Origin of the sequence: Streptomyces roseoviridis (assembly GCF_039535235.1) — a bacterium.
In the GTDB taxonomy this organism is placed as follows: Bacteria; Actinomycetota; Actinomycetes; order Streptomycetales; family Streptomycetaceae; genus Streptomyces; species Streptomyces roseoviridis.
Window position 1 is genome coordinate 6,116,992 of the sequence record NZ_BAAAWU010000001.1, and the last position, 22,828, is coordinate 6,139,819.

The following is a 22,828-nucleotide window of genomic DNA, read 5'->3' on the forward strand; positions in this document are numbered from 1 at the left end:
TTACTCCTCGTCAGTTCTCTTCTGCTTCGAGCCAGCCCATGGAGCGCTCTACGGCCTTGAGCCAGTTCTTGTACTCGCTGTCGCGCTTGCCGGCGTCCATGCGAGGGGTCCATTCGGCGGCCCGGCGCCAGTTGGCGCGCAGGGCGTCGGTGTCGGGCCAGAAGCCGACGGCCAGGCCGGCGGCGTAGGCCGCGCCGAGGCAGGTGGTCTCGGCGACCATCGGGCGCACGACGGGGGCGTCCAGGAAGTCCGAGAGGGTCTGCATCAGCAGGTTGTTGGAGGTCATGCCGCCGTCGACCTTGAGGGCGGTCAGCTCGACGCCCGAGTCCTTGGTCATGGCGTCGGTGATCTCGCGGGTCTGCCAGGCGGTGGCCTCGAGCACGGCACGGGCGATGTGCGCCTTGGTGACGTAGCGGGTGAGGCCGGCGATCACGCCGCGGGCGTCGGAGCGCCAGTACGGGGCGAACAGACCGGAGAAGGCCGGCACGAAGTAGGCGCCGCCGTTGTCCTCGACGGAGGAGGCGAGGGTCTCGATCTCGGCGGCGGACTTGATCAGGCCCATCTGGTCGCGCATCCACTGGACGAGCGAGCCGGTGACGGCGATGGAGCCCTCCAGGGCGTAGACCGGCTTCTCGTCGCCGATCTGGTAGCCGACCGTGGTCAGCAGGCCGCTGTAGGAGTTGATGATCTTGTCGCCGGTGTTCATCAGCATGAACGTGCCGGTGCCGTACGTGGACTTGGCCTCGCCCTCGGCGAAACAGGTCTGGCCGAACAGGGCGGCCTGCTGGTCGCCGAGCGCGGAGGCGACCGGGACGCCGTCGAGGACGCCGCCCTTGACCGTGCCGTACACCTCGGCGGAGGAACGGATCTCCGGCAGCACGGCCGCCGGGACCTCCATGGAGTCGAGGATCCGCTCGTCCCACTGCATGGTGTGGAGGTTCATCAGCATGGTGCGGGAGGCGTTGGTGACGTCGGTGACGTGGTGACCGCCGTCCACACCGCCCGTCAGGTTCCAGATGACCCAGGAGTCCATGGTGCCGAAGAGGATCTCGCCGCGCTCGGCGCGCTCGCGCAGGCCCTCGACGTTGTCGAGCAGCCAGCGGACCTTGGGGCCGGCGAAGTAGGAGGCGAGGGGGAGACCGGTCTCGCGCCGGAAGCGGTCCTGGCCGACGTTGCGGCCGAGCTCCTTGCACAGGGCGTCGGTGCGGGTGTCCTGCCACACGAGGGCGTTGTGGACGGGCTCACCGGTGTTCTTGTCCCACAGCAGCGTGGTCTCGCGCTGGTTGGTGATGCCGATCGCCTTGACGTCGGCGGAGGTGATGCCCGCCTTGTGGATGGCGCCGGCGACGACCTCCTGGACGTTGGTCCAGATCTCGGCGGCGTCGTGCTCGACCCAGCCCGGCTTCGGGAAGATCTGCTCGTGCTCCTTCTGGTCGACGGAGACGATCCGGCCGTCCTTGTCGAAGACGATGCAGCGGGACGAGGTGGTGCCCTGGTCGATGGCCGCGATGAAGGGGCCAGCGCCGTGGGAGGCGGTGCCGGTGGTGTGTGCGTCGGTCACGGTGTGCTCCAAGGGAGGTCTGGAAGAAGGACGGCTCAGGCGAACGCGATGTTGTAGATACCCGCGGCGATGGCTCCGCCGATCAGCGGACCGGCGACCGGGATCCAGGCGTAGCTCCAGTCGGAGCCGCCCTTGTTCGGCAGCGGGAGGAGGGCGTGCACGATGCGCGGGCCCAGGTCGCGGGCGGGGTTGATCGCGTAGCCGGTCGGGCCGCCGAGCGAGAGGCCGATGGAGACGACGACGAAGGCGGTGATCAGGGCGCCGATGACGCCGAGGCCCTTGCCGCTGTCGTTGAGGCCCTGGGTGAGCACGGCGAGCACCAGCACCACGGTGCCGATGATCTCGGTGGCCAGGTTCTGCCAGGTGTTGCGGATCTCGGGGCCGGTGGAGAAGACGCCGAGCACCGGACCGGCCGCGGGGGCGGCCTTCTGGTCGACCATGCCCTCCTCGTGCGGCGTCGAGATGATCGACTCGTCCGTGAGGTGGGCCCGGAACTGTCCGTAGTAGGCCACCCAGACCAGCGCCGCGCCGATCATCGCGCCCAGCATCTGACCGGCGACGTAGACCGGTACGTCGCCCCACTCCCCGTCCTTGATCGCTATGCCGATCGTCACGGCGGGGTTCAGATGGGCGCCGGAGAGGGAAGCGGTCATGTAGACCGCCGTCATGACGGCGAAGCCCCACCCGAAGGTGATCGCGAGCCAGCCCGCGCCACGGGCCTTGGAGCTCTTGAGCGTGACGGCGGCGCACACGCCACCGCCGAGCAGGATGAGTACGGCGGTACCGATGGTCTCGCCGAGGAAGATGTCGGAGCTGGACACCCGCGACTCCTTTGTCCTTCGTCCAGGGGAAGGCGAACCCCGGGTCCCTCCGGTGGTCCGCGCCCTCGGGGTGAGGGCGGTTTCGGCCCTTGGCACCGTCACACCTTAGCGCGTATTGCCGGTACCTGTTCGACAATGCCGACCGATGAACGGAAGTTTTGCGCCAGGGTTAACAGCGCGTCAAGGGTCGCGGGCGTGAAAAACCCGCCGATAACGCGATCGTTACCGACGGGTCGGATGGTGCTCGGGCGCAGGTGAGCGCCCGTTCAGAAGCGGCCGGCCCCCAGGTCCCGCGAGACCGCGCGGGCGCAGTCCCGCACCGCCGCCACGAGCTCCGAGCGCAGCTCGCCCCCGGAGCACACCCGCTCCACCGCGCCCGTGATGGCCACCGCTCCCACCGGCATCCTGCGCCGGTCGTGGATGGGCGCCGCCACCGAGGCCACGCCCTCCCAGGTCTCCTCCACGTCCGCCGCCCAGCCGCGCGCCCGGGTCATGTCGAGCAGGGCCTCGAAGTCCCCGAGCGCGGTGACCGTACGGGGCGTGAACGGCTCCCGCTCGACCTCCACCGCCTCGCTGTGCGCCACCGGGTCGTACGCCGAGAGCACCTTGCCCAGGGCCGTGGAGTGCAGCGGCTGCATGGCCCCGACCTCCAGGACCTGCCGGCTGTCGTCGGGCCGGAAGACGTGGTGGACGATCAGCACGCCCTGCTGGTGCAGCACCCCGAGGTGGACGCTCTCCCCGCTGGAGCGGGCCAGGTCGTCCGTCCACACCAGGGCCCGCGCGCGCAGCTCGTGCACGTCCAGATAGCTGTTGCCGAGCCGCAGCAGCTCCGCGCCCAGCTGGTAGCGGCCGGACGCGGCGTCCTGCTCGACGAAGCCCTCGGCCTGGAGCGTGCGCAGGATGCCGTGCGCGGTGCCCTTGGCGAGGCCCAGGGAGGAGGCGATGTCGGACAGGCCGAGCCGGCGCTCGCCGCCCGCGAGCAGTCGCAGCATCGCCGCCGCTCGTTCAAGCGACTGGATGTTCTTCGCCATCGCCCGGCCCTTCTCCTCACATGCTGTTCGACAATGCTGAACACTATCGGTCGATGCCGACCTTGTGTCACACCTGACAGTGTCGTCCACGAAAGGGCCGGACCGGGAGTCCCCGCACACAGGATGCCGTCCACCAGCTGGAACCCCATGTCCAGCCCGGCACCCGCACGGCTAGTCTGGGCCCGTGCACCCTCCTCCGAGCGTGCAAAGCCGACAGCCGTCGCATCCCAGGGAGCTCAATCCATGGCCTCGTCGCCGACCCCTTCCGCCGCCCCCGCGACCCCCGCCCAGCGGGCCGACGCCCTCCGCGAGGCCTTCGCCTCCCGGGTCGTCGTCTCCGACGGCGCCATGGGCACCATGCTCCAGGCCCAGGACCCCTCCCTGGACGACTTCCAGCAGCTCGAGGGCTGCAACGAGATCCTGAACGTCTCCCGCCCGGACATCGTCCGCTCGGTGCACGACGCCTATCTCTCGGTCGGCACCGACTGCGTCGGCACCAACACCTTCAACTGCAACTTCTCCGCGCTCGGCGAGTACGACATCGCCCACCGCATCCACGAGCTCTCCGAGGCCGGCGCCCGGATCGCCCGTGAGGCCGCCGACGAGTTCACGCGGAAGACCGGGCAGCAGCGGTGGGTCCTCGGCTCGATGGGCCCCGGCACCAAGCTCCCCACCCTCGGTCACGTCGACTACGTCACCCTGCGCGACGCCTACCAGCAGAACGCCGAGGGTCTCCTCGCCGGCGGCGCCGACGCCCTGCTCGTCGAGACCACCCAGGACCTCCTCCAGACGAAGGCCGCGATCATCGCCGCCCACCGCGCCATGGAGGTCGCCGGCTACACCGTCCCGCTGATCACCTCGGTGACGGTCGAGACCACCGGCACCATGCTCCTCGGGTCCGAGATCGGTGCGGCGCTCACGGCCCTGGAGCCGCTGGGCATCGACATGATCGGCATGAACTGCGCCACGGGCCCGGCCGAGATGAGCGAGCACCTGCGCTACCTCGCCCGCCACGCCGGCGTCGCCCTCTCCTGCATGCCCAACGCCGGCCTCCCCATCCTCACCAAGGACGGCGCCCACTACCCGCTGTCGGCCGAGGAGCTCGCCGACGCCCACCAGAACTTCGTCGCCGACTACGGGCTGTCGTTGGTGGGTGGGTGCTGCGGTACGACGCCGGAGCACCTGCGGCAGGTGGTGGAGCGGGTGCGGGGCCTGGTGCCGCCGGTGCGGGAGCCGCGTCCGGAGCCGGGTGCTGCGTCGTTGTACCAGACGGTGCCGTTCCGGCAGGACACCTCCTACATGGCGATCGGTGAGCGGACGAACGCGAACGGGTCGAAGAAGTTCCGTGAGGCGATGCTGGAGGGCCGCTGGGACGACTGCGTGGAGATGGCGCGGGACCAGATCCGCGAGGGCGCGCACATGCTGGACCTGTGCGTCGACTACGTGGGCCGTGACGGTGTGGCGGACATGGCGGAGCTGGCGGGCCGGTTCGCGACCGCCTCGACGCTGCCGATCGTGCTGGACTCCACCGAGGTCGATGTCATCCAGGCCGGTCTGGAGAAGCTGGGCGGCCGGGCGGTGATCAACTCGGTCAACTACGAGGACGGTGACGGGCCGGAGTCGCGGTTCGCGAAGGTCACCGCGCTGGCCAAGGAGCACGGCGCCGCGCTGATCGCCCTGACGATCGACGAGGAGGGCCAGGCCCGCACGGTCGAGACGAAGGTCGCCATCGCGGAGCGGCTGATCGCCGACCTGACCGGCAACTGGGGCATCAACGAGTCCGACATCCTCATCGACACCCTCACCTTCACCATCTGTACGGGTCAGGAGGAGTCCCGCAAGGACGGCATCGCGACGATCGAGGCGATCCGCGAGCTGAAGCGGCGCCACCCCGACGTGCAGACCACGCTCGGTCTGTCGAACATCTCCTTCGGCCTGAACCCGGCCGCCCGGATCCTGCTGAACTCGGTCTTCCTGGACGAGTGCGTGAAGGCGGGGCTCGATTCGGCGATCGTGCACGCGTCGAAGATCCTGCCGATCGCGCGGTTCGACGAGGAGCAGGTGCAGACCGCGCTGGATCTGATCTACGACCGGCGGCGGGAGGGATATGACCCGCTGCAGAAGCTGATGGCCCTGTTCGAGGGCGCGACGACGAAGTCGCTGAAGGCCGGCAAGGCCGAGGAGCTGGCGGCGCTGCCGCTGGAGGAGCGGCTGAAGCGGCGGATCATCGACGGCGAGAAGAACGGCCTGGAGGCCGACCTCGACGAGGCCCTGACCACCACGCCCGCCCTCGACATCGTCAACAACACCCTCCTCGACGGGATGAAGGTCGTCGGTGAGCTGTTCGGCTCGGGCCAGATGCAGCTGCCGTTCGTGCTCCAGTCCGCGGAGGTCATGAAGACGGCCGTGGCCTACCTCGAACCCCACATGGAGAAGTCCGACGACGAGGGCAAGGGAACCATCGTCCTGGCGACCGTCCGGGGCGACGTGCACGACATCGGCAAGAACCTGGTCGACATCATCCTGTCCAACAACGGCTACAACGTCGTCAACCTCGGGATCAAGCAGCCCGTCTCCGCGATCCTCGACGCGGCCGAGGAACACCGCGCCGACGTCATCGGCATGTCCGGCCTCCTCGTGAAGTCGACCGTGATCATGAAGGAGAACCTGGAGGAACTGAACCAGCGCGAGCTGGCCGCCAAGTACCCCGTCATCCTCGGCGGCGCCGCCCTCACCCGCGCCTACGTCGAGCAGGACCTCCACGAGATCTACCAGGGCGAGGTCCGCTACGCCCGCGACGCCTTCGAGGGCCTGCGCCTGATGGACGCCCTCATCGCCGTCAAGCGCGGCGTCCCCGGCGCCGCCCTGCCCGAGCTCAAGCAGCGCCGGGTCGCCAAGGGCGCCGCCACCCTCCAGATCGACGAGCCCGAGCCCGGCGGCCGCTCGGACGTCGCCACCGACAACCCGGTCCCCACCCCGCCGTTCTGGGGCACCCGGGTCGTCAAGGGCATCCAGCTCAAGGAGTACGCCTCCTGGCTCGACGAGGGCGCCCTCTTCAAGGGCCAGTGGGGCCTCAAGCAGAACCGGGCCGGCGACGGACCGTCGTACGAGGAGCTCGTGGAGAGCGAGGGCCGGCCGCGGCTGCGCGGCTGGCTGGAGCGCCTGCACACGGAGAACCTCCTGGAGGCGGCCGTCGTCCACGGCTACTTCCCCTGCGTCTCCAAGGGCGACGACCTGATCATCCTCGACGACGCCGGCAACGAGCGCACCCGCTTCACCTTCCCGCGCCAGCGGCGCGGCCGGCGCCTGTGCCTCGCCGACTTCTTCCGCCCGGAGGAGTCCGGCGAGACCGACGTCGTCGGCCTCCAGGTCGTCACCGTCGGCTCCCGGATCGGCGAGGCCACCGCCAAGCTGTTCGAGTCCGACTCCTACCGCGACTACCTGGAGCTCCACGGCCTGTCCGTGCAGCTCGCCGAGGCGCTCGCCGAGTACTGGCACGCCCGGGTGCGCGCCGAGCTCGGCTTCGGCGGCGAGGACCCGGAGGACGTCGAGGACATGTTCGCGCTCAAGTACCGCGGCGCGCGCTTCTCCCTCGGCTACGGCGCCTGCCCCGACCTGGAGGACCGGGCGAAGATCGCCGAGCTGCTCCAGCCCGAGCGGATCGGCGTCCACCTCTCGGAGGAGTTCCAGCTCCACCCCGAGCAGTCCACCGACGCCATCGTCATCCACCACCCCGAGGCGAAGTACTTCAACGCTCGGTAATCACTTCAGGGCTCAATACCTGCGCATCGAGTGATCGGGACGTACACTGGTCGGTCCAGTGCAGGCCGGTCGCCCCCACCCCGTACCGGGGAGGGCGACCGGCCTTCTCGTCCCTCGATGGAGGTGTGCCGGATGACCAGTACGGTCCCCGCGTCCCTGTTCCGTGCCAACGGGAGCTCCGCCCTGCAGGCGGTCTTCCTCGACATGGACGGCACCCTGGTCGACACCGAGGGCTTCTGGTGGGACGCGGAGGTGGAGGTCTTCGCCGACCTGGGCCACCGGCTCGACGAGGCGTGGCGGGACGTCGTCGTGGGCGGCCCGATGACCCGCAGCGCCGGCTACCTCATCGAGGCGACCGGCGCCGACATCACCCTCGACGAACTCACCGTGCTGCTCAACGACAAGTTCGAGCAGCGCATCGACCGCGGGGTGCCCATGATGCCGGGCGCCGAGCGGCTGCTCGCCGAGCTGGCCCGGTACGACATCCCGACCGCCCTGGTCTCCGCCTCGCACCGCAGGATCATCGACCGGGTGCTGGCCTCGCTCGGCCGCGACCGCTTCACCCTGACCGTGGCCGGCGACGAGGTCGCCCGGACCAAGCCCCACCCCGAGCCGTACCTGACCGCCGCCCGCGGGGTGGGCGCCGACCCGGCCCTGTGCGCCGTCATCGAGGACACGGCGACCGGGGTCGCGGCCGCCGAGGCCGCCGGCTGCCGCGTGGTCGCCGTCCCCTCCGTCGCCCCCATCGCGCCCTCCGCCGGGCGGGTCGTCGTGCGCTCCCTCGAAGAGGTCGACGTCCCCTTCCTGCGCACCCTGATCTCCACCCCGCACCACGGCTGAGGCCGCCGCGGCTTCGCAGCCGGAAACGATCGGGCCGTCCGTCGCGAAAGAACCCTGAGTGAGCTTCCTCACGCAGAGTACCGGCCGACGGGTGGCCTGTCTGCGTGGGGTGTCCGGAACATGACGTTTACGGCCCGCCCATGTGTCCCGATTCGCTCCCGCCCGTACGAATCATTCCCGCGCATGACTATCGGACGCACCGTATTCATGATCGCCCCGGGGCCGGCGTGGCGGCCTTTGCCGTACGGCGGCACTGGTGTAGCCCACTAATCTCATCCGAGTACTCCGCCGCACCCCCGCGTGCCCCGGCGCCCACCCAAGTCGCCGTGTACACAGGACCGATCGAACCCCTGCCCGGCCCGATCGCCCGCCGCCCCGACCGGGCGGCCGGCGGAGTGACCGAAGCCGCTGTACCACTGCCGGCCGTCACCCCGCGCCGGATGAGGAGAACGTCCCTGATGAACCGCAAGACCCTGGTGCTGCCGGCCGTGGCCGCACTGCTCACCCCCCTGCTCGCCGCCTGCGGTGGAGGGGACGAGGGCAGAGCGATCGTCGTCGGCACCACGGACCAGTTCGTCGCCACCGAGGACGCCCCCGCCCCGCTCGACCCGGCCTTCGCCTACGACACCGGCGCCTGGAACATCCTGCGGCAGACCGTCCAGACCCTCATGCACGTCCCCCGCGGCGGCGGCCGGCCCGTCCCCGAGGCCGCCGAGAGCTGCGCCTTCTCCGACAAGGAGAGCGAGAGCTACCGCTGCACCCTCCGCGCGGGCCTCACCTTCGCCGACGGCACGCCGGTCACCGCGGAGGACGTCAGGTTCTCCGTCGAGCGCGTCCTCGCCATCAAGTCGGACAACGGCACCGCCGCCCTGCTGTCCAACATCGACACCGTCGAGACCAAGGGCGAGCGCGAGATCGTCTTCCACCTGAAGACGCCCGACGCCACCTTCCCGTACAAGCTCTCCACCCCCGTCGCCGGCATCCTCAGCAAGGACAAGTACGAGGCCAAGGCGCTGCGCGAGGGCTTCGAGGTCGACGGCTCGGGCCCGTACACCATGAAGGCCGAGACCGCCGGCGACAAGGTGACGTCGTTCGTCTTCACCAAGAACCCCCGGTACAAGGGTGACATCACCCTGCGCAACGACCGGGTCGAACTGCGCACCTTCGACGACGCCGACGGCATGGACGACGCGCTGCGCGGCGACGACATCGACATGGCGGCGCGGGCCATGTCGCAGAAGCAGATCCGCGAGCTCACCGAGAAGCCCGAGCAGGGCATCGAGCTCACCGAGGTCCCCGGCCTCGAGATCCGCTACCTGGGCTTCAACACCAAGGCCCCCGCCGTCCAGGACAAGGCCGTCCGGCAGGCCATGGCCACCGTCGTCGACCGCGGCGCGCTCGTCGACGAGGTCTACGGCCCCACCGCCCAGCCGCTGTACTCGCTGATCCCCGCCAGCGTCACCGGCCACGCCACCTCGTTCATCGACACCTACGGCGAGCCGAACACGCCCAAGGCCGCCAAGATCCTGCGCGACGCCGGCGTGAAGACCCCCGTCAAGGTCACCCTGCACTACACCACCGACCACTACGGCGCCGAGACGGCGAAGGAGTTCCAGGCCCTGCGCGGCCAGCTCAACGCCACCGAGCTCTTCGACGTCCAGGTCCAGGGCACCGAGTGGTCCAAGTTCCGCCCCGCGCAGAAGCGCGGCGACTACGCCGTCTACGGCCTCGGCTGGTTCCCCGACTACCCGGACCCGGACAACTACGTCGCCCCGTTCCTCGACGCGGACAACTTCCTCAACACCCCCTACGTCAACCAGTCCGTCCGGGACGAGCTGATCCCGCAGTCGCGCCGCCAGGCCGACCGCACCGCCGTGGCTCCCGTCTTCGAGCGGATCCAGAAGATCGTCGCCAAGGACGTGCCCGTCCTGCCGCTGTGGCAGGGCAAGCAGTACGTCGCCGCGCGCGACGACGTCACCGGCGTCGAGTGGGCGCTGAACACCTCGTCCGACCTGCTCCTGTGGGAGCTCGGACGCGGCACCGCCTGACCCCTTCGTTCGTACCGGCCGCGCAGCCGTTGCGCGGCCGGCCTGGCACGAGATCACGAGGCAAGTTCTGTGAAGGCACACAACAAGTGGCTGACGGCCCCGCTCGCAGCGGGCCTGGCGGCCGCCATGCTCAGCGGCTGCGGCACCGAGCAGGGCGGCGACTCCGGCGACGCCGGCGCGACCGTCCGCGTCGGCATGTCGGACGAGATCATGGCGACCGACCCGGCCGCCGGTTACGACCCCGGCTCCTGGCTGCTGTTCAACAACGTCTTCCAGTCCCTGCTCGCGTTCCCGAAGGGCGGCTCCGAGCCCGAGCCCGAGGCCGCCGACAAGTGCGGCTTCTCCTCCGGCAGCCGGGTCTACACCTGCACCCTCCGCGAGGGCCTGAAGTTCTCCAACGGCAACCCGCTCACGTCCGAGGACGTCAAGTTCTCCTTCGAGCGCGCCCTGAAGATCGCCGACCCCTCCGGCCCGAGCCCGCTGCTGTCGGACATCGCCGCCATCGAGACCCCCGACGAGAAGACCGTCGTCTTCAAGCTCAAGGTCCCCGACGCCACCTTCCCCAGCAAGATCGCCTCCGGCGCCGGCTCCATCGTCGACCACCGCGAGTACGACGCCGGCGCGCTGCGCACCGACGGCAAGGCCATCGGCTCGGGCCCGTACAAGCTCGACTCGATCAGCGACACCGAGGCCGTCTTCTCCGCCAACCCCGACTACCAGGGCTCGGCCAAGCGCAAGAACGACCGCGTCACCCTCAAGCTCTACCGCGGTGACCGCGAGGCCCTCGCCAAGGCGCTCTCCGCCGACGAGATCGACGTCGCCTACCGTGGCCTCTCCGCCGAGGACATCGCCGCCCTCGAAGCCTCCACGAACACCGACGACAAGGGCATCGAGGTCGTCCAGGGCAGCAGCGCCGAGGTCCAGCACCTCGTCTTCAACGTCAAGGACCCGGTCGTCGGCAAGCTCGGCGTCCGCAAGGCCATCGCCCACCTCGTCGACCGCGAGGCGCTCGTCGAGAACGTCCACAAGTCGACCGCCACCCCGCTGTACTCGATCGTCCCGGCCGGCATCGCGGGCCACAACACGGCCTTCTTCGACACCTACGGCAGCCCGGACAAGGAGAAGGCCAAGAAGGCCCTGCGCTCCGCCGGCATCACGAGCAAGGTCAAGCTCACCCTCTGGTCCACCCCCAGCCGCTACGGCCCCTCCACCGACCAGGAGGTCAAGGCGATAGCCGAGCAGCTCAACGCCAGCGGCCTGTTCGACGCCGACGTCAAGTCCGTCGAGTACGAGCAGTACGAGAAGGACATCGCCGCCGGCAAGTACGGCGTCTACGTCAAGGGCTGGGTCCCCGACTACCCGGACGCCGACAACTTCACCACCCCGTTCTTCGGGGACGACAACGTCCTCGGCAACCGCTACGAGAACGCCCTGATCACCGGCGAGCTGCTGCCGGCCGTCGCCGCGTCCCCCGACCGGTCCTCGACCGGCTCCACGTACAACAAGGTCCAGGACCTCGTCGCCGAGGAGCTCCCGCTGCTGCCGCTGTGGCAGGGCAAGCAGTACGCCGTCGCCCGCGACACGGTCACCGGCCTGGAGTGGACCCTCGACGCCTCCACCGTCTTCCGCTTCTGGGAGATCAAGAAGGGCTGACACCGGCCCCGGTACGGCAAGGGCCCGGCACACGCACAGCGTGCCGGGCCCTTCCCGCGTCCTGCCTCGGGCTCACCGCCCACGACCGGGCCCGTCCGGCGCCGGTGCTCCCCGGATCACTGGGCGCCGGGGCGCACCAGACCGCTCTCGTACGCGTACACCGCCGCCTGCACCCGGTCGCGCAGCCCCAGCTTCGTCAGCACATGGCCGACATGGGTCTTCACCGTCGTCTCGCTCACGAACAGGTCCGCCGCGATCTCCGCGTTCGACAGGCCCCGCGCCACCAGCTTCAGCACCTCGACCTCGCGGTCCGTCAGCGTGTTCAGGGTGTCCGGCACCTGCTCCTCGCCCGAGGGCAGGTGCGCCGAGTACTTGTCGAGCAGCCGGCGCGTGATCGACGGCGCCAGCATCGCCTCGCCCGCCGCCACCACACGGATCGCCTGCACCAGCTCGTGCGCCGGGGCGTCCTTCAGCAGGAAACCGCTCGCCCCCGCCCGCAGCGCCTCCACCACGTACTCGTCGAGGTCGAACGTGGTCAGCACCAGCACCTTCGCCGGGCCGTCCCGGCCCGGCCCGGTGATCTGCCGGGTGGCCTCCACCCCGTCCATCCGCGGCATCCGGATGTCCATCAGCACCACGTCGGGCTGCAGCGCCCGCACCTGGTCGAGCGCCTGGAGGCCGTCCCCGGCCTCGCCCACCACCGCGATGTCCTGCTCGGCCTCCAGGATCATCCGGAAACCGGTGCGCAGCAGGGGCTGGTCGTCGACCAGGAGGACGCGGATGGCCACGGATGACTCCTTCTACGGGACTACGGGGGCTACGGGACCACGGGCGCTGCCGGGGTCGGGCGGCGGCGGGACCGGATCCATTCTGCCCTGCCGCCCCGCGCCGTCCCGATCAGGCCGGACCCGGCCCCACCGCCAGGCCCTCACCGCCCGGCGCGGGCGGACGCACCGGCACCACCGGCAGCGGATACACCGGGGGAGTGCCCCCGAACTCCGGGCACACCACCCGGTGGTCGCACCAGCCGCACAGCTTCGTCGGCCGCGGCCGCCAGTCACCCGTCTCCGTCGCCTGCCGGATCGCCTCCCACAGGGCGTGCAGCTTGCGCTCCACCCGCAGTAGATCGGCCTCCACCGGGTCGTACGTCAGCACGTCCCCGCTGCCCAGGTACACCAGCTGCAGCCGGCGCGGCACCACGTTCTTCAGCCGCCACACCACCAGGGCGTAGAACTTCATCTGGAACAGCGCGCCCTCGCTGTACTCGGGCCGGGGCGCCTTGCCCGTCTTGTAGTCGACGATCCGCACCTCACCCGTCGGCGCCACGTCGACCCGGTCGATCACCCCCCGCAGCCGCAGCCCCGACGGCAGCTCCGTCTCCACGAACAGCTCCCGCTCCGCCGGCTCGAGGCGCGTCGGATCCTCCAGCGTGAACCACCGCTCGACCAGCGCCTCCGCCTCCGCCAGCCACTGCGCGAGCCGCTCGCCGCGCTCGCCCTCGGCCTCCTCGGGGAAGAGCTCGCCCAGCTCCGGACGGGATTCGAGCAGCCGGTCCCACTGGCCCGGGATCAGCGCCTTCGCCCGCGGCGGCGTACGCTCCACCGCCGGCGCGTCGAACAGCCGCTCCAGCACCGCGTGCACCAGCGTGCCCCGCGTCGCCGCCGCGCTCGGCTTCTCCGGCAGCCGGTCGATCACCCGGAACCGGTACAGCAGCGGACACTGCATGAAGTCGCTCGCCCGCGACGGCGACAACGACGTGGGCGTCCGCGGCACGGACGCGTCGGCGGCCGGCGCCTGCGGCAAGGGCGACCCGGGCTCCGCCGGCGGCTGCTCACTCGTACTCATGACACAGACCCTACGGCCCGCCACCGACAGCGAGCGGAATACCATCGACGCAGGACCCCGTCGCACTGCATGATCGAACCGTGACCGAGTGCGCGGACCGAGCAGCTCGGCGACGAAAGGAACCCGTGAACCAGGACGAGTCCAAGCCGCAGCGGACCGAGGAGCCGGGCGGCGGCATCCTCATGGGACGGCCCTTCGGCGTGCCCGTCTACGTCGCACCCAGCTGGTTCCTCGTCGCCGCCCTCATCACCTGGGTCTTCGGCGACCAGATCGAACGCGTCCTGCCCGAGCTCGGCGCCGCCCGCTACCTCGTCTCGCTCTTCTTCGCGATCGCCTTCTACGCCTCCGTGCTCGTCCACGAGCTGGCCCACACCCTCGCCGCGCTCCGCTTCGAGCTCCCCGTGCGCCGCATCCAGCTCCAGTTCTTCGGCGGCGTCTCCGAGATCGACAAGGAGACCGAGACCCCCGGCCGCGAGTTCGTCCTCGCCTTCGTCGGCCCCCTGCTGTCCCTGGTCCTCGCCGGGATCTTCTACCTCACCCTGTACGCCGTCGAGCCCGGCACCGTCCCCGGCGTCCTCCTCGGCGGCCTGATGATCTCCAACCTCATCGTGGCGATCTTCAACCTGCTGCCCGGCCTGCCCCTCGACGGCGGACGCATGCTCCGCGCCGTCGTCTGGAAGATCACCGGCAACCCCATGACCGGCACCGTCGCCGCCGCCTGGGTCGGCCGCGCGCTCGCCGTCGCCGTCCTCATCGGACTCCCGCTGCTCACCCGCACCGGACTCCTCGGCAACTCCACCGACGACATCGACGGCTTCACCACCGTCACCGACGCCCTGCTCGCCGCCATCCTCGCCGCCATCATCTGGACCGGCGCCGGCAACAGCCTCCGCATGGCCCGGCTGCGCGAGCACCTCCCCGAGCTCCGCGCCCGCACCCTCACCCGCCGCGCCATCCCGGTCGAGTCCGTCACCCCGCTGTCCGAGGCCCTGCGCCGCGCCAACGAGGCGGGCGCCCGCGCCCTCGTCGTCGTCGACGGCCACGGCGTGCCCACGGGCATCGTCCGCGAGACGGCCATCGCCCACGTCCCCCAGCACCGCCGCCCCTGGGTCGCCGTCAGCGCCCTCAGCCAGGACCTCGTCGACGGCATGAGGGTCCCCGCCGACCTCACCGGCCAGCCCCTCCTGGACCACCTGCGGGCCAGCCCCGCCACCGAGTACCTGGTCGTCGAGGACACCGGCGAGATCTACGGCGTCCTGTCCACCGCCGACGTGGAACGGGCCTTCGTGAAGGCCATGGCGCGCCCCTCCTCCTGACACCGGCGCACGCCTCGTCGGCCGGAGGGCCGGGAAGCGCTTGATAGGGTGCTCACATGTCCGAACCGACCGGTGCCGCCCGCCGTCGCGGGCCCTTCAAGGTCGGGGACCAGGTCCAGCTCACCGACCCCAAGGGACGCCACTACACGTTCACGCTCGAGGCCGGGAAGAATTTCCACACCCACAAGGGTTCCTTCCCCCACGACGAGCTGATCGGTGCTCCCGAGGGCAGTGTTGTCCGTACCACGGGAAACGTCGCCTACCTCGCGCTGCGCCCCCTGCTCCCCGACTACGTCCTGTCCATGCCCCGCGGTGCCGCCGTGGTCTACCCGAAGGACGCGGGACAGATCCTGGCCTTCGCCGACATCTTCCCCGGCGCCCGCGTCGTGGAGGCCGGCGTCGGCTCCGGCTCGCTCAGCTCCTTCCTGCTGCGCGCCATCGGCGACAACGGCATGCTGCACTCCTACGAGCGCCGCGAGGACTTCGCCGAGATCGCCAAGGGCAACGTCGAGCGCTACTTCGGCGGCCCGCACCCCGCGTGGCAGCTGACCGTCGGCGACCTCCAGGACAACCTGTCCGACACCGACGTCGACCGCGTCATCCTCGACATGCTCGCCCCCTGGGAGTGCCTGGAGGCCGTCTCCAAGGCGCTCGTCCCGGGCGGCATCCTGTGCTGCTACGTGGCCACCACCACGCAGCTCGCGCGGACCGTGGAGTCCATCCGCGAGTTCGGCTGCTACGCCGAGCCGCAGCCCTGGGAGTCCATGATCCGCAACTGGCACGTCGAGGGCCTGGCCGTGCGCCCGGACCACCGGATGATCGGCCACACCGGCTTCCTCGTCACCGCCCGTCGCCTCGCCGACGGCGTGGAGCCCCCGATGCGCCGCCGCCGCCCCGCCAAGGGCGCCTACGGCGAGGACTACGAGGGCCCCAACAAGGGCTGACCGCCCCGGCGGGGCTGACGCCCCGACAACGCACGCGTGCCGCCGCCGAGTTCCCGCCCCCGGGCGCGGAAGTCGACGGCGGCACCCTCATGTTCACGACCCCGGGGGAACCCCACCCCCACCTGTTCCGCCGCCCTGTGACGTGTGGCACGATGCCCGCAACTCCTTCCGCACCGCCCCACAGGAGACTTCTCGCGTGCAGACCTCCGCCGTCACGGACCTGGCGCACACCCACGCCCGGCCGGTGCACTGGCTGGCCACCGCCACCGCGATGGCCGGAGTCGTCGCCCTCGCGGGCCTGCTGCAGCCGGGCCCGGCCGGCGCCACCGCCGCCCCCGCCCCGCTGCCCGCCCCCGACGCCGCCGCCGTCCGCTTTCCGCTGGAGTGCGGCGGAGCCCCCAGCAAGATCGCCCAGCGCGCGACCGGGGACCTGGACGGCGACGGAAACCCCGAGACCGTCGCAGTCGTACACTGCGAAGCCGGCTCCGGAACGCCGCCCAGCGGCATCTACGTCCTCACCCACGGCAAGGGCGGCGGCTCGCCCGCCGCACGGGTCGTGGCCACCCTCGTGGAGCCCTCCCAGCTGAAGACCGTCAGCGGCTTCGCCGTACGCGACGGAGCCGTGCGGGCCACGCTGCTCGGCTACTCCTCCCCGGACGTCCCCAGCTGCTGCCCCGACCAGAAAGAGCAGGTCATGTGGCACTGGAAGGGCGGAGCCTTCGTCCGCAGCGCCCAGGCAGAGGCCCGCGCGGTCTGACCCGCCGGGCCCCGCGCCGCCGCCGTCGGGCCGTCACTCGGCGTCGGGGCCGTACACCTCCACGCCGTCACCGACCCGGCGCACATGGATGCAGTCGCCCGGGCACTCCTTCGCGGAATCCACCACGTCGCGCAGCAGCGGCAGCGGCACCGGCGTCGTCGCCCCCGGCTCCTGGAGCAGCTCGTCGTCCGCGCTCTTCACATAAGCGAGCCCGTCGATGTCGAGCTCGAAGACCTCCGGCGCGTACTGCACGCAGATCCCGTCCCCGGTGCACAGGTCCTGGTCGATCCAGACCTCCAGCGCCTCGTCGGCGCCCACGGCCGGGGCCTCGTTCTGCACGGTCATATCTCCTGCCGTTTCTGCGTCGCGCGGACAAGTCGGGCCAAGCCTGACGGGTGTTGACCACTCATGACGATACAACCGACCGCTTTTGCAATGACCGCCGGTGGGTATTTCCCTGGCGTGAGGGGAAGCGCAAGGGTGAAGATCGGACACACCTCGGAGTCTTTTTGATCTAGGGGTTTCAATCACCACCCACCCAGGTAGGGTCAGGAAGCGTCCAGCTCCCCTTGGAGGAGGTGAGGACCGTGGCAGCCCACGACGACGACATCAACCGCGGCATCCGGCCGGGGCGGGGGTCTGAGGACCCCGCCGGCCAGGTTGCCTATCTCGAGCAGGAAATCGCCGTCCTGCGCCGCAAGCTCGCCGACTCTCCGCGTCACACGAGGATTCTCGAGGAGCGGATCGTCGAGCTGCAGACGAACCTGGCCGGTGTGTCCGCACAGAACGAGCGGCTCGCCAATACCCTCCGTGAGGCCCGCGACCAGATCGTGGCCCTCAAGGAGGAGGTCGACCGGCTCGCCCAGCCGCCGGCCGGCTTCGGTGTCTTTCTGCAGGCAAACGAGGACGGCACATGCGACATCTTCACCGGGGGCCGCAAGCTCCGGGTGAACGTCAGCCCCAGCGTCGAGCTCGACGAGCTCAAGCGGGGCCAGGAAGTCATGCTCAACGAGGCGCTCAACGTGGTCGAGGCCATGGAGTTCGAGCGCGCCGGGGACATCGTCACCCTCAAGGAGATCCTGGAGGACGGCGAGCGCGCCCTGGTGATCGGGCACACCGACGAGGAACGGGTGGTGCGGCTCGCCGAGCCCCTGCTGGACATCACCATCCGTCCCGGCGACGCCCTGCTCCTCGAGCCCAGGTCCGGCTACGTCTACGAAGTGGTCCCCAAGAGCGAGGTCGAAGAACTCGTCCTCGAAGAGGTCCCGGACGTCGACTACGACAAGATCGGCGGTCTGGGCAACCAGATCGAGCTGATCCGCGACGCGGTTGAGCTGCCCTACCTCTACCCGGACCTCTTTAAGGAGCACGAACTGCGGCCGCCGAAGGGCATCCTGCTCTACGGCCCGCCCGGCTGCGGCAAGACGCTGATCGCGAAGGCCGTCGCCAACTCCCTTGCCAAGAAGGTCGCCGAGGTGACCGGCCAGCCCGCGGGGAAGTCCTACTTCCTCAACATCAAGGGCCCCGAGCTCCTCAACAAGTACGTCGGCGAGACCGAGCGGCACATCCGCCTGGTCTTCCAGCGAGCCCGGGAGAAGGCGAGCGAGGGCACTCCCGTCATCGTCTTCTTCGACGAGATGGAATCCCTCTTCCGCACCCGCGGATCCGGTGTCAGCTCGGACGTGGAGAACACCATCGTCCCGCAGCTGCTCGCCGAGATCGACGGCGTGGAGGGCCTGGAGAACGTCATCGTCATCGGCGCCTCCAACCGCGAGGACATGATCGACCCCGCGATCCTGAGGCCCGGCCGGCTCGACGTCAAGATCAAGATCGAGCGTCCGGACGCCGAGGCGGCCAAGGACATCTTCGCCAAGTACCTGACCTCCTCGCTCCCGCTGCACGCCGACGACCTCGCCGAGCACAGCGGATCGAAGGAAGCCGCCGCCCACGCGATGATCCAGTCCGTGGTCGAGCAGATGTACGCCGAATCCGAGGAGAACCGCTTCCTCGAGGTGACGTACGCCAACGGCGACAAGGAAGTCCTCTACTTCAAGGACTTCAACTCCGGCGCCATGATCCAGAACATCGTGGACCGGGCGAAGAAAATGGCCATCAAGGCATTCCTCGACCACGACCAGAAGGGCATTCGCGTCTCCCACCTCCTCCAGGCCTGCGTGGACGAGTTCAAGGAGAACGAGGACCTTCCCAACACCACCAACCCCGACGACTGGGCCCGCATCTCCGGAAAGAAGGGCGAGCGGATCGTCTTCATCCGCACCCTCGTCACCGGAAAGCAGGGCGCGGACACCGGTCGCTCCATCGACACGGTGGCCAATACCGGTCAGTACCTGTAGGGACGCGGACCGGCTGCGGATGTCCGGAAAACGGGCATCCGCAGCCGTCGCTTTCCACTCAAAGATCCGTTTTTGATCTCCCCGTACGTCCCGCGACCGATCTAGGCTCGTGGGTACCGCCGCACCACGCACTGTGCGGGGAGCGGCGCCGGGCAAGGAGGGCCGCATGACCGTACGGCGAGTAATGGGCATCGAGACGGAGTACGGGATCTCCGTCCCGGGGCACCCCAACGCCAATGCCATGCTCACCTCGTCCCAGATCGTCAACGCCTACGCGGCGGCGATGCACCGGGCGCGCCGCGCCCGCTGGGACTTCGAGGAGGAGAACCCGCTGCGGGACGCCCGCGGCTTCGACCTCGCCCGCGAGGCCGCCGACTCCAGCCAGCTCACCGACGAGGACATCGGCCTCGCCAACGTCATCCTCACCAACGGCGCGCGGCTCTACGTGGACCACGCCCACCCCGAATACAGCGCCCCCGAGGTCACCAACCCCCGCGACGCCGTCCTGTGGGACAAGGCCGGCGAGCGGATCATGGCCGAGGCCGCCGAGCGGGCCGCCCAGCTCCCCGGCGCCCAGCCCATCCACCTGTACAAGAACAACACCGACAACAAGGGCGCGTCCTACGGCACCCACGAGAACTACCTGATGAAGCGGGAGACCCCCTTCTCGGACATCGTGCGCCACCTCACGCCCTTCTTCGTCTCCCGCCAGGTCGTCACCGGCGCCGGGCGCGTCGGCATCGGCCAGGACGGCCGGGAGCACGGCTTCCAGATCAGCCAGCGCGCCGACTACTTCGAGGTCGAGGTCGGCCTGGAGACCACCCTCAAGCGCCCCATCATCAACACCCGCGACGAGCCGCACGCCGACGCCGAGAAGTACCGCCGGCTGCACGTGATCATCGGGGACGCCAACCTCTCCGAGATCTCCACCTACCTCAAGCTGGGCACCACCGCGCTCGTCCTGTCGATGATCGAGGACGCCTTCATCACCGTCGACCTCGCTGTCGACCAGCCCGTGCGCACCCTCCACCACGTCTCCCACGACCCGGACCTCCAGTACCTGATCACGCTCCGCAGCGGCCGGACACTCACCGCGGTGCAGCTCCAGATGGAGTACTTCGAGCTGGCCAGGAAGTACGTGGACGAGCGCTACGGCACGGACGCCGACGAACAGACCAGGGACGTCCTCAGCCGCTGGGAGGACACCCTGAACCGGCTGGAGAACGATCCGATGAGCCTGGCCGGCGAGCTCGACTGGATCGCCAAGCGGGAGCTCATGGAGGGCTACCGCCGCCGCGACGGCCTGGACTGGGACGCCGCCCGGCTGCACCTGGTGGACCTCCAGTACGCGGACGTGCGCCCCGACAAGGGCCTGTACAACCGTCTGGCGGCCCGCGGGCGCATGAAGCGCCTCCTGGACGAGAGCGCGGTGGAACGGGCCGAGACGAGCCCGCCTGAGGACACCAGGGCCTATTTCCGCGGCCGCTGCCTGGAGCAGTACGCCGACGACGTGGCCGCCGCCTCCTGGGACTCGGTCATCTTCGACCTGCCGGGCCGCGACTCGCTCCAGCGGGTGCCGACCCTCGAACCCCTGCGGGGTACCCGGAACCACGTCAAGGAACTCCTCGACCGCTGCAGGACGGCGGAAGAACTGGTCCGCGTCCTTTCCGGCGGCGGAGGCGGCTGAAATGGCCGGGCACTGGGAATCATGCAAGCAGTGCCCGGACGTTTGTCGAAACTACGGGGCCGATGTCAGTCCCGGCTTGTAGGGTCTGATCTTGTACGGACATCTCGTAGGACGTCCGGTACAGACCCAACCGAGCGGGCCGATTCGAGCGGGGTGAGGATATGGCGACCAAGGACACCGGCGGCGGACAGCAGAAGGCGACGCGTTCCACGGAGGAGGTCGAGGAGACCACCACGGAGGCGAGCTCCGACCTCAAGGAACGCCAGGAGAAGCTGAGCGACGACGTCGACTCCGTCCTGGACGAGATCGACGACGTCCTGGAGGAGAACGCCGAGGACTTCGTGCGGTCCTTCGTGCAGAAGGGCGGCGAGTAGCCGCCCCGGCGAGCCTGTCGCCCTCCGTCCCCGGAGCCCCGGAAAAGCCGTGGGCCCGGGGACGGATGACAGGCGGTGGCACGGGTAAGGTCCGTGCACAGTACGCAAGATCGGCCCGTGCGTCCCACGGCGGGCCGTCGTTCCCATCGGAAGGAATCGCGTGGAAGCGAACCCTCGTAGCATCGGGCGTCTGCCGGCGGCCTTCCTGACGCCGGGCTCGTCCTCGTTCATGGACTTCCTTGCCGACCACTCGCCCGGCCTGCTCCCGGGGAACCGGAAGCTCCCCGAGGGGATCGTGGAGGCACCGCACGGGACGACCATCGTCGCCGCGACCTTCCCCGGCGGCGTCGTGCTCGCCGGCGACCGGCGGGCGACCATGGGGAACATGATCGCGCAGCGGGACATCGAGAAGGTGTTCCCGGCCGACGAGTACTCCGCGGTGGGCATCGCCGGCACGGCCGGTCTCGCCGTGGAGATGGTCAAGCTGTTCCAGCTGGAGCTGGAGCACTTCGAGAAGGTGGAGGGCGCGACGCTCTCCCTGGAGGGCAAGGCCAACCGCCTGTCCACGATGATCCGCAGCAACCTCGGCATGGCCATGCAGGGCCTGGCCGTCGTCCCGCTCTTCGCGGGCTGGGACGAGGGCAAGGAGAAGGGCCGGATCTTCTCCTACGACGTGACTGGCGGCCGCTCCGAGGAGCACGGCTACGCGGCCACCGGCTCGGGCTCGATCTTCGCGCGCGGGGCGATGAAGAAGCTCTACCGGGAGGACCTGACCGAGCAGCAGGCCACCACGCTGGTCGTCCAGGCGCTGTACGACGCGGCGGACGACGACTCGGCGACCGGCGGACCCGACATGGCCCGCAGGATCTTCCCGATCGTCACCGTCATCACGGACGAGGGCTTCCGCCGGCTCAGCGAGGCGGAGTCCTCCGAGCTGGCCAGGTCCGTCACCGAGCGGCGGCTCGAGCAGCCCGACGGCCCGCGCGCCGCGCTGCTCTGACCGCTCGTCGCCCGTAGAAGCCCTTCAGACCGGAAGAAAGGGACGGATAGCCGGTGTCTACGCCGTTCTATGTCTCACCCCAGCAGGCCATGGCCGACCGGGCGGAGTACGCCCGCAAGGGCATCGCCCGCGGCCGCAGCCTGGTGGTCCTCCAGTACGCCGACGGCATCGTCTTCGTCGGCGAGAACCCGTCCCGCGCGCTGCACAAGTTCAGCGAGATCTACGACCGGATCGGCTTCGCCGCCGCCGGCAAGTACAACGAGTACGAGAACCTGCGGATCGGCGGTGTGCGCTACGCCGACCTGCGCGGCTACACCTACGACCGTGACGACGTCACCGCCCGCGGTCTGGCCAACGTGTACGCGCAGACCCTCGGCACGATCTTCTCCAGCGCGGGCGAGAAGCCCTACGAGGTGGAGCTGGTCGTCGCCGAGGTCGGCACGGAGCCGGCGGGCGACCAGATCTACCGGCTGCCGCACGACGGCTCGATCGTGGACGAGCACGGCTCGGTCGCGGTCGGCGGCAACGCGGAGCAGATCAGCTCCTTCCTGGACCAGCGGCACCGTGACGGGATGTCGCTGGCGGAGGCGCTGAAGCTGGCGGTGCAGGCGCTGTCGCGGGACACCAACGGCAGTGAGCGGGAGATCCCCGCGGAGCGCCTGGAGGTCGCGGTCCTGGACCGGACCCGCCCGCAGCAGCGCAAGTTCAAGCGGATCGTGGGCCGGCAGCTGAAGCGGCTCCTCGAGGCGGACGACGCGGCGGTCGCGAAGACGGACGACCCGTCCGACGAGGTCGCGGACGAGTAGTCCGGACCGCATCGGTACCGCGTCCGTAC

The 22,828-nt window shown here is 70.0% G+C and carries 18 protein-coding genes; 12 read left to right on the plus strand and 6 right to left on the minus strand.

Annotated features, from left to right (window positions below):
• Positions 1–10: 10 nt before the first annotated feature.
• The 3 genes from glpK to ABD954_RS27655 all read right to left on the minus strand — a co-directional run bounded on the left by glpK (position 11) and on the right by ABD954_RS27655 (position 3,413).
• Positions 11–1,561 (minus strand): glycerol kinase GlpK, encoded by a 1,551-nt coding sequence (gene glpK / locus ABD954_RS27645; RefSeq protein WP_345490015.1) that lies wholly within the window; start codon positions 1,559–1,561, stop codon positions 11–13.
• Between the two features lie 35 nt (positions 1,562–1,596).
• Positions 1,597–2,382 (minus strand): MIP/aquaporin family protein, encoded by a 786-nt coding sequence (locus tag ABD954_RS27650; protein ID WP_345490017.1) that lies wholly within the window; start codon positions 2,380–2,382, stop codon positions 1,597–1,599.
• A 266-nt stretch (positions 2,383–2,648) separates the two neighbouring features.
• Entirely contained in the window at positions 2,649–3,413 is a 765-nt protein-coding gene (locus tag ABD954_RS27655) for an IclR family transcriptional regulator (protein WP_345490019.1), read from the minus strand.
• 243 nt (positions 3,414–3,656) lie between these two features.
• On the opposite strand from ABD954_RS27655, the gene metH reads away from it, so the two are divergent.
• The 4 genes from metH (at position 3,657) to ABD954_RS27675 (ending at position 11,716) form a co-directional block, all read left to right on the plus strand.
• Positions 3,657–7,175 carry a methionine synthase gene (gene metH, locus ABD954_RS27660; RefSeq protein WP_345490021.1) on the plus strand — a complete coding sequence of 1,173 codons (3,519 nt, stop codon included), beginning with the start codon at positions 3,657–3,659 and terminating at the stop codon, positions 7,173–7,175.
• A 132-nt stretch (positions 7,176–7,307) separates the two neighbouring features.
• Complete coding sequence (locus tag ABD954_RS27665; protein WP_345490023.1) at positions 7,308–8,015, plus strand: HAD family hydrolase; 708 nt, start codon at positions 7,308–7,310, stop codon at positions 8,013–8,015.
• 458 nt (positions 8,016–8,473) lie between these two features.
• Positions 8,474–10,063: an ABC transporter substrate-binding protein gene (locus tag ABD954_RS27670; RefSeq protein WP_345490025.1), complete on the plus strand. Its 1,590-nt coding sequence runs from the start codon at positions 8,474–8,476 to the stop codon at positions 10,061–10,063.
• Positions 10,064–10,132: 69 nt separating this feature from the next.
• A complete protein-coding gene (locus ABD954_RS27675; protein ID WP_345490027.1) occupies positions 10,133–11,716 on the plus strand; it encodes an ABC transporter substrate-binding protein in 1,584 nt (527 codons plus the stop codon).
• Positions 11,717–11,832: 116 nt separating this feature from the next.
• On the opposite strand, the gene ABD954_RS27680 is transcribed toward ABD954_RS27675, so the two are convergent.
• Positions 11,833–12,504: a response regulator gene (locus ABD954_RS27680; RefSeq protein WP_345490029.1), complete on the minus strand. Its 672-nt coding sequence runs from the start codon at positions 12,502–12,504 to the stop codon at positions 11,833–11,835.
• A gap of 109 nt (positions 12,505–12,613) precedes the next feature.
• Positions 12,614–13,561, minus strand: a complete 948-nt coding sequence (locus ABD954_RS27685; protein ID WP_382745574.1) for a RecB family exonuclease — start codon at positions 13,559–13,561, stop codon at positions 12,614–12,616.
• 125 nt (positions 13,562–13,686) lie between these two features.
• Here ABD954_RS27685 and ABD954_RS27690 point away from each other — a divergent pair, with 125 nt between their 5' ends.
• The 3 genes from ABD954_RS27690 to ABD954_RS27700 all read left to right on the plus strand — a co-directional run bounded on the left by ABD954_RS27690 (position 13,687) and on the right by ABD954_RS27700 (position 16,578).
• The gene (locus tag ABD954_RS27690) at positions 13,687–14,877 is read left to right on the plus strand and encodes a site-2 protease family protein (protein ID WP_382745576.1); all 1,191 of its coding nucleotides are present in this window, start codon (positions 13,687–13,689) and stop codon (positions 14,875–14,877) included.
• A gap of 56 nt (positions 14,878–14,933) precedes the next feature.
• A complete protein-coding gene (locus ABD954_RS27695; RefSeq protein WP_345490032.1) occupies positions 14,934–15,821 on the plus strand; it encodes a tRNA (adenine-N1)-methyltransferase in 888 nt (295 codons plus the stop codon).
• 196 nt (positions 15,822–16,017) lie between these two features.
• Entirely contained in the window at positions 16,018–16,578 is a 561-nt protein-coding gene (locus tag ABD954_RS27700) for a hypothetical protein (protein ID WP_345490034.1), read from the plus strand.
• 33 nt (positions 16,579–16,611) lie between these two features.
• Here the strand turns inward: ABD954_RS27700 and ABD954_RS27705 are convergent, their stop codons facing one another.
• Positions 16,612–16,923 (minus strand): ferredoxin, encoded by a 312-nt coding sequence (locus ABD954_RS27705; protein WP_345490036.1) that lies wholly within the window; start codon positions 16,921–16,923, stop codon positions 16,612–16,614.
• 242 nt (positions 16,924–17,165) lie between these two features.
• Between ABD954_RS27705 and arc the strand changes: the two genes are divergently transcribed.
• The 5 genes from arc (at position 17,166) to prcA (ending at position 22,799) form a co-directional block, all read left to right on the plus strand.
• Positions 17,166–18,932, plus strand: a complete 1,767-nt coding sequence (arc, locus tag ABD954_RS27710; RefSeq protein ID WP_345490038.1) for a proteasome ATPase — start codon at positions 17,166–17,168, stop codon at positions 18,930–18,932.
• Positions 18,933–19,098: 166 nt separating this feature from the next.
• The gene (gene dop, locus ABD954_RS27715; RefSeq protein WP_345490040.1) at positions 19,099–20,619 is read left to right on the plus strand and encodes a depupylase/deamidase Dop; all 1,521 of its coding nucleotides are present in this window, start codon (positions 19,099–19,101) and stop codon (positions 20,617–20,619) included.
• 161 nt (positions 20,620–20,780) lie between these two features.
• Complete coding sequence (locus ABD954_RS27720; RefSeq protein WP_015032443.1) at positions 20,781–20,993, plus strand: ubiquitin-like protein Pup; 213 nt, start codon at positions 20,781–20,783, stop codon at positions 20,991–20,993.
• 160 nt (positions 20,994–21,153) lie between these two features.
• The gene (prcB, locus tag ABD954_RS27725; protein WP_345490043.1) at positions 21,154–21,993 is read left to right on the plus strand and encodes a proteasome subunit beta; all 840 of its coding nucleotides are present in this window, start codon (positions 21,154–21,156) and stop codon (positions 21,991–21,993) included.
• Between the two features lie 53 nt (positions 21,994–22,046).
• Positions 22,047–22,799, plus strand: a complete 753-nt coding sequence (gene prcA / locus ABD954_RS27730) for a proteasome subunit alpha (RefSeq protein WP_345490046.1) — start codon at positions 22,047–22,049, stop codon at positions 22,797–22,799.
• Positions 22,800–22,828: the final 29 nt, after the last annotated feature.

Bases quoted from the DNA above. Each gene is read 5' to 3' on its own strand.
- ABD954_RS27655 (WP_345490019.1), bottom strand. From the start codon at position 3,413: ATGGCGAAGAACATCCAGTCGCTTGAACGAGCGGCGGCGATGCTGCGA.
- metH (WP_345490021.1), top strand. From the start codon at position 3,657: ATGGCCTCGTCGCCGACCCCTTCCGCCGCCCCCGCGACCCCCGCCCAG.
- ABD954_RS27665 (WP_345490023.1), top strand. From the start codon at position 7,308: ATGACCAGTACGGTCCCCGCGTCCCTGTTCCGTGCCAACGGGAGCTCC.
- ABD954_RS27670 (WP_345490025.1), top strand. From the start codon at position 8,474: ATGAACCGCAAGACCCTGGTGCTGCCGGCCGTGGCCGCACTGCTCACC.
- ABD954_RS27685 (WP_382745574.1), bottom strand. From the start codon at position 13,561: ATGAGTACGAGTGAGCAGCCGCCGGCGGAGCCCGGGTCGCCCTTGCCG.
- ABD954_RS27695 (WP_345490032.1), top strand. From the start codon at position 14,934: ATGTCCGAACCGACCGGTGCCGCCCGCCGTCGCGGGCCCTTCAAGGTC.
- ABD954_RS27705 (WP_345490036.1), bottom strand. From the start codon at position 16,923: ATGACCGTGCAGAACGAGGCCCCGGCCGTGGGCGCCGACGAGGCGCTG.
- dop (WP_345490040.1), top strand. From the start codon at position 19,099: ATGACCGTACGGCGAGTAATGGGCATCGAGACGGAGTACGGGATCTCC.
- ABD954_RS27720 (WP_015032443.1), top strand. From the start codon at position 20,781: ATGGCGACCAAGGACACCGGCGGCGGACAGCAGAAGGCGACGCGTTCC.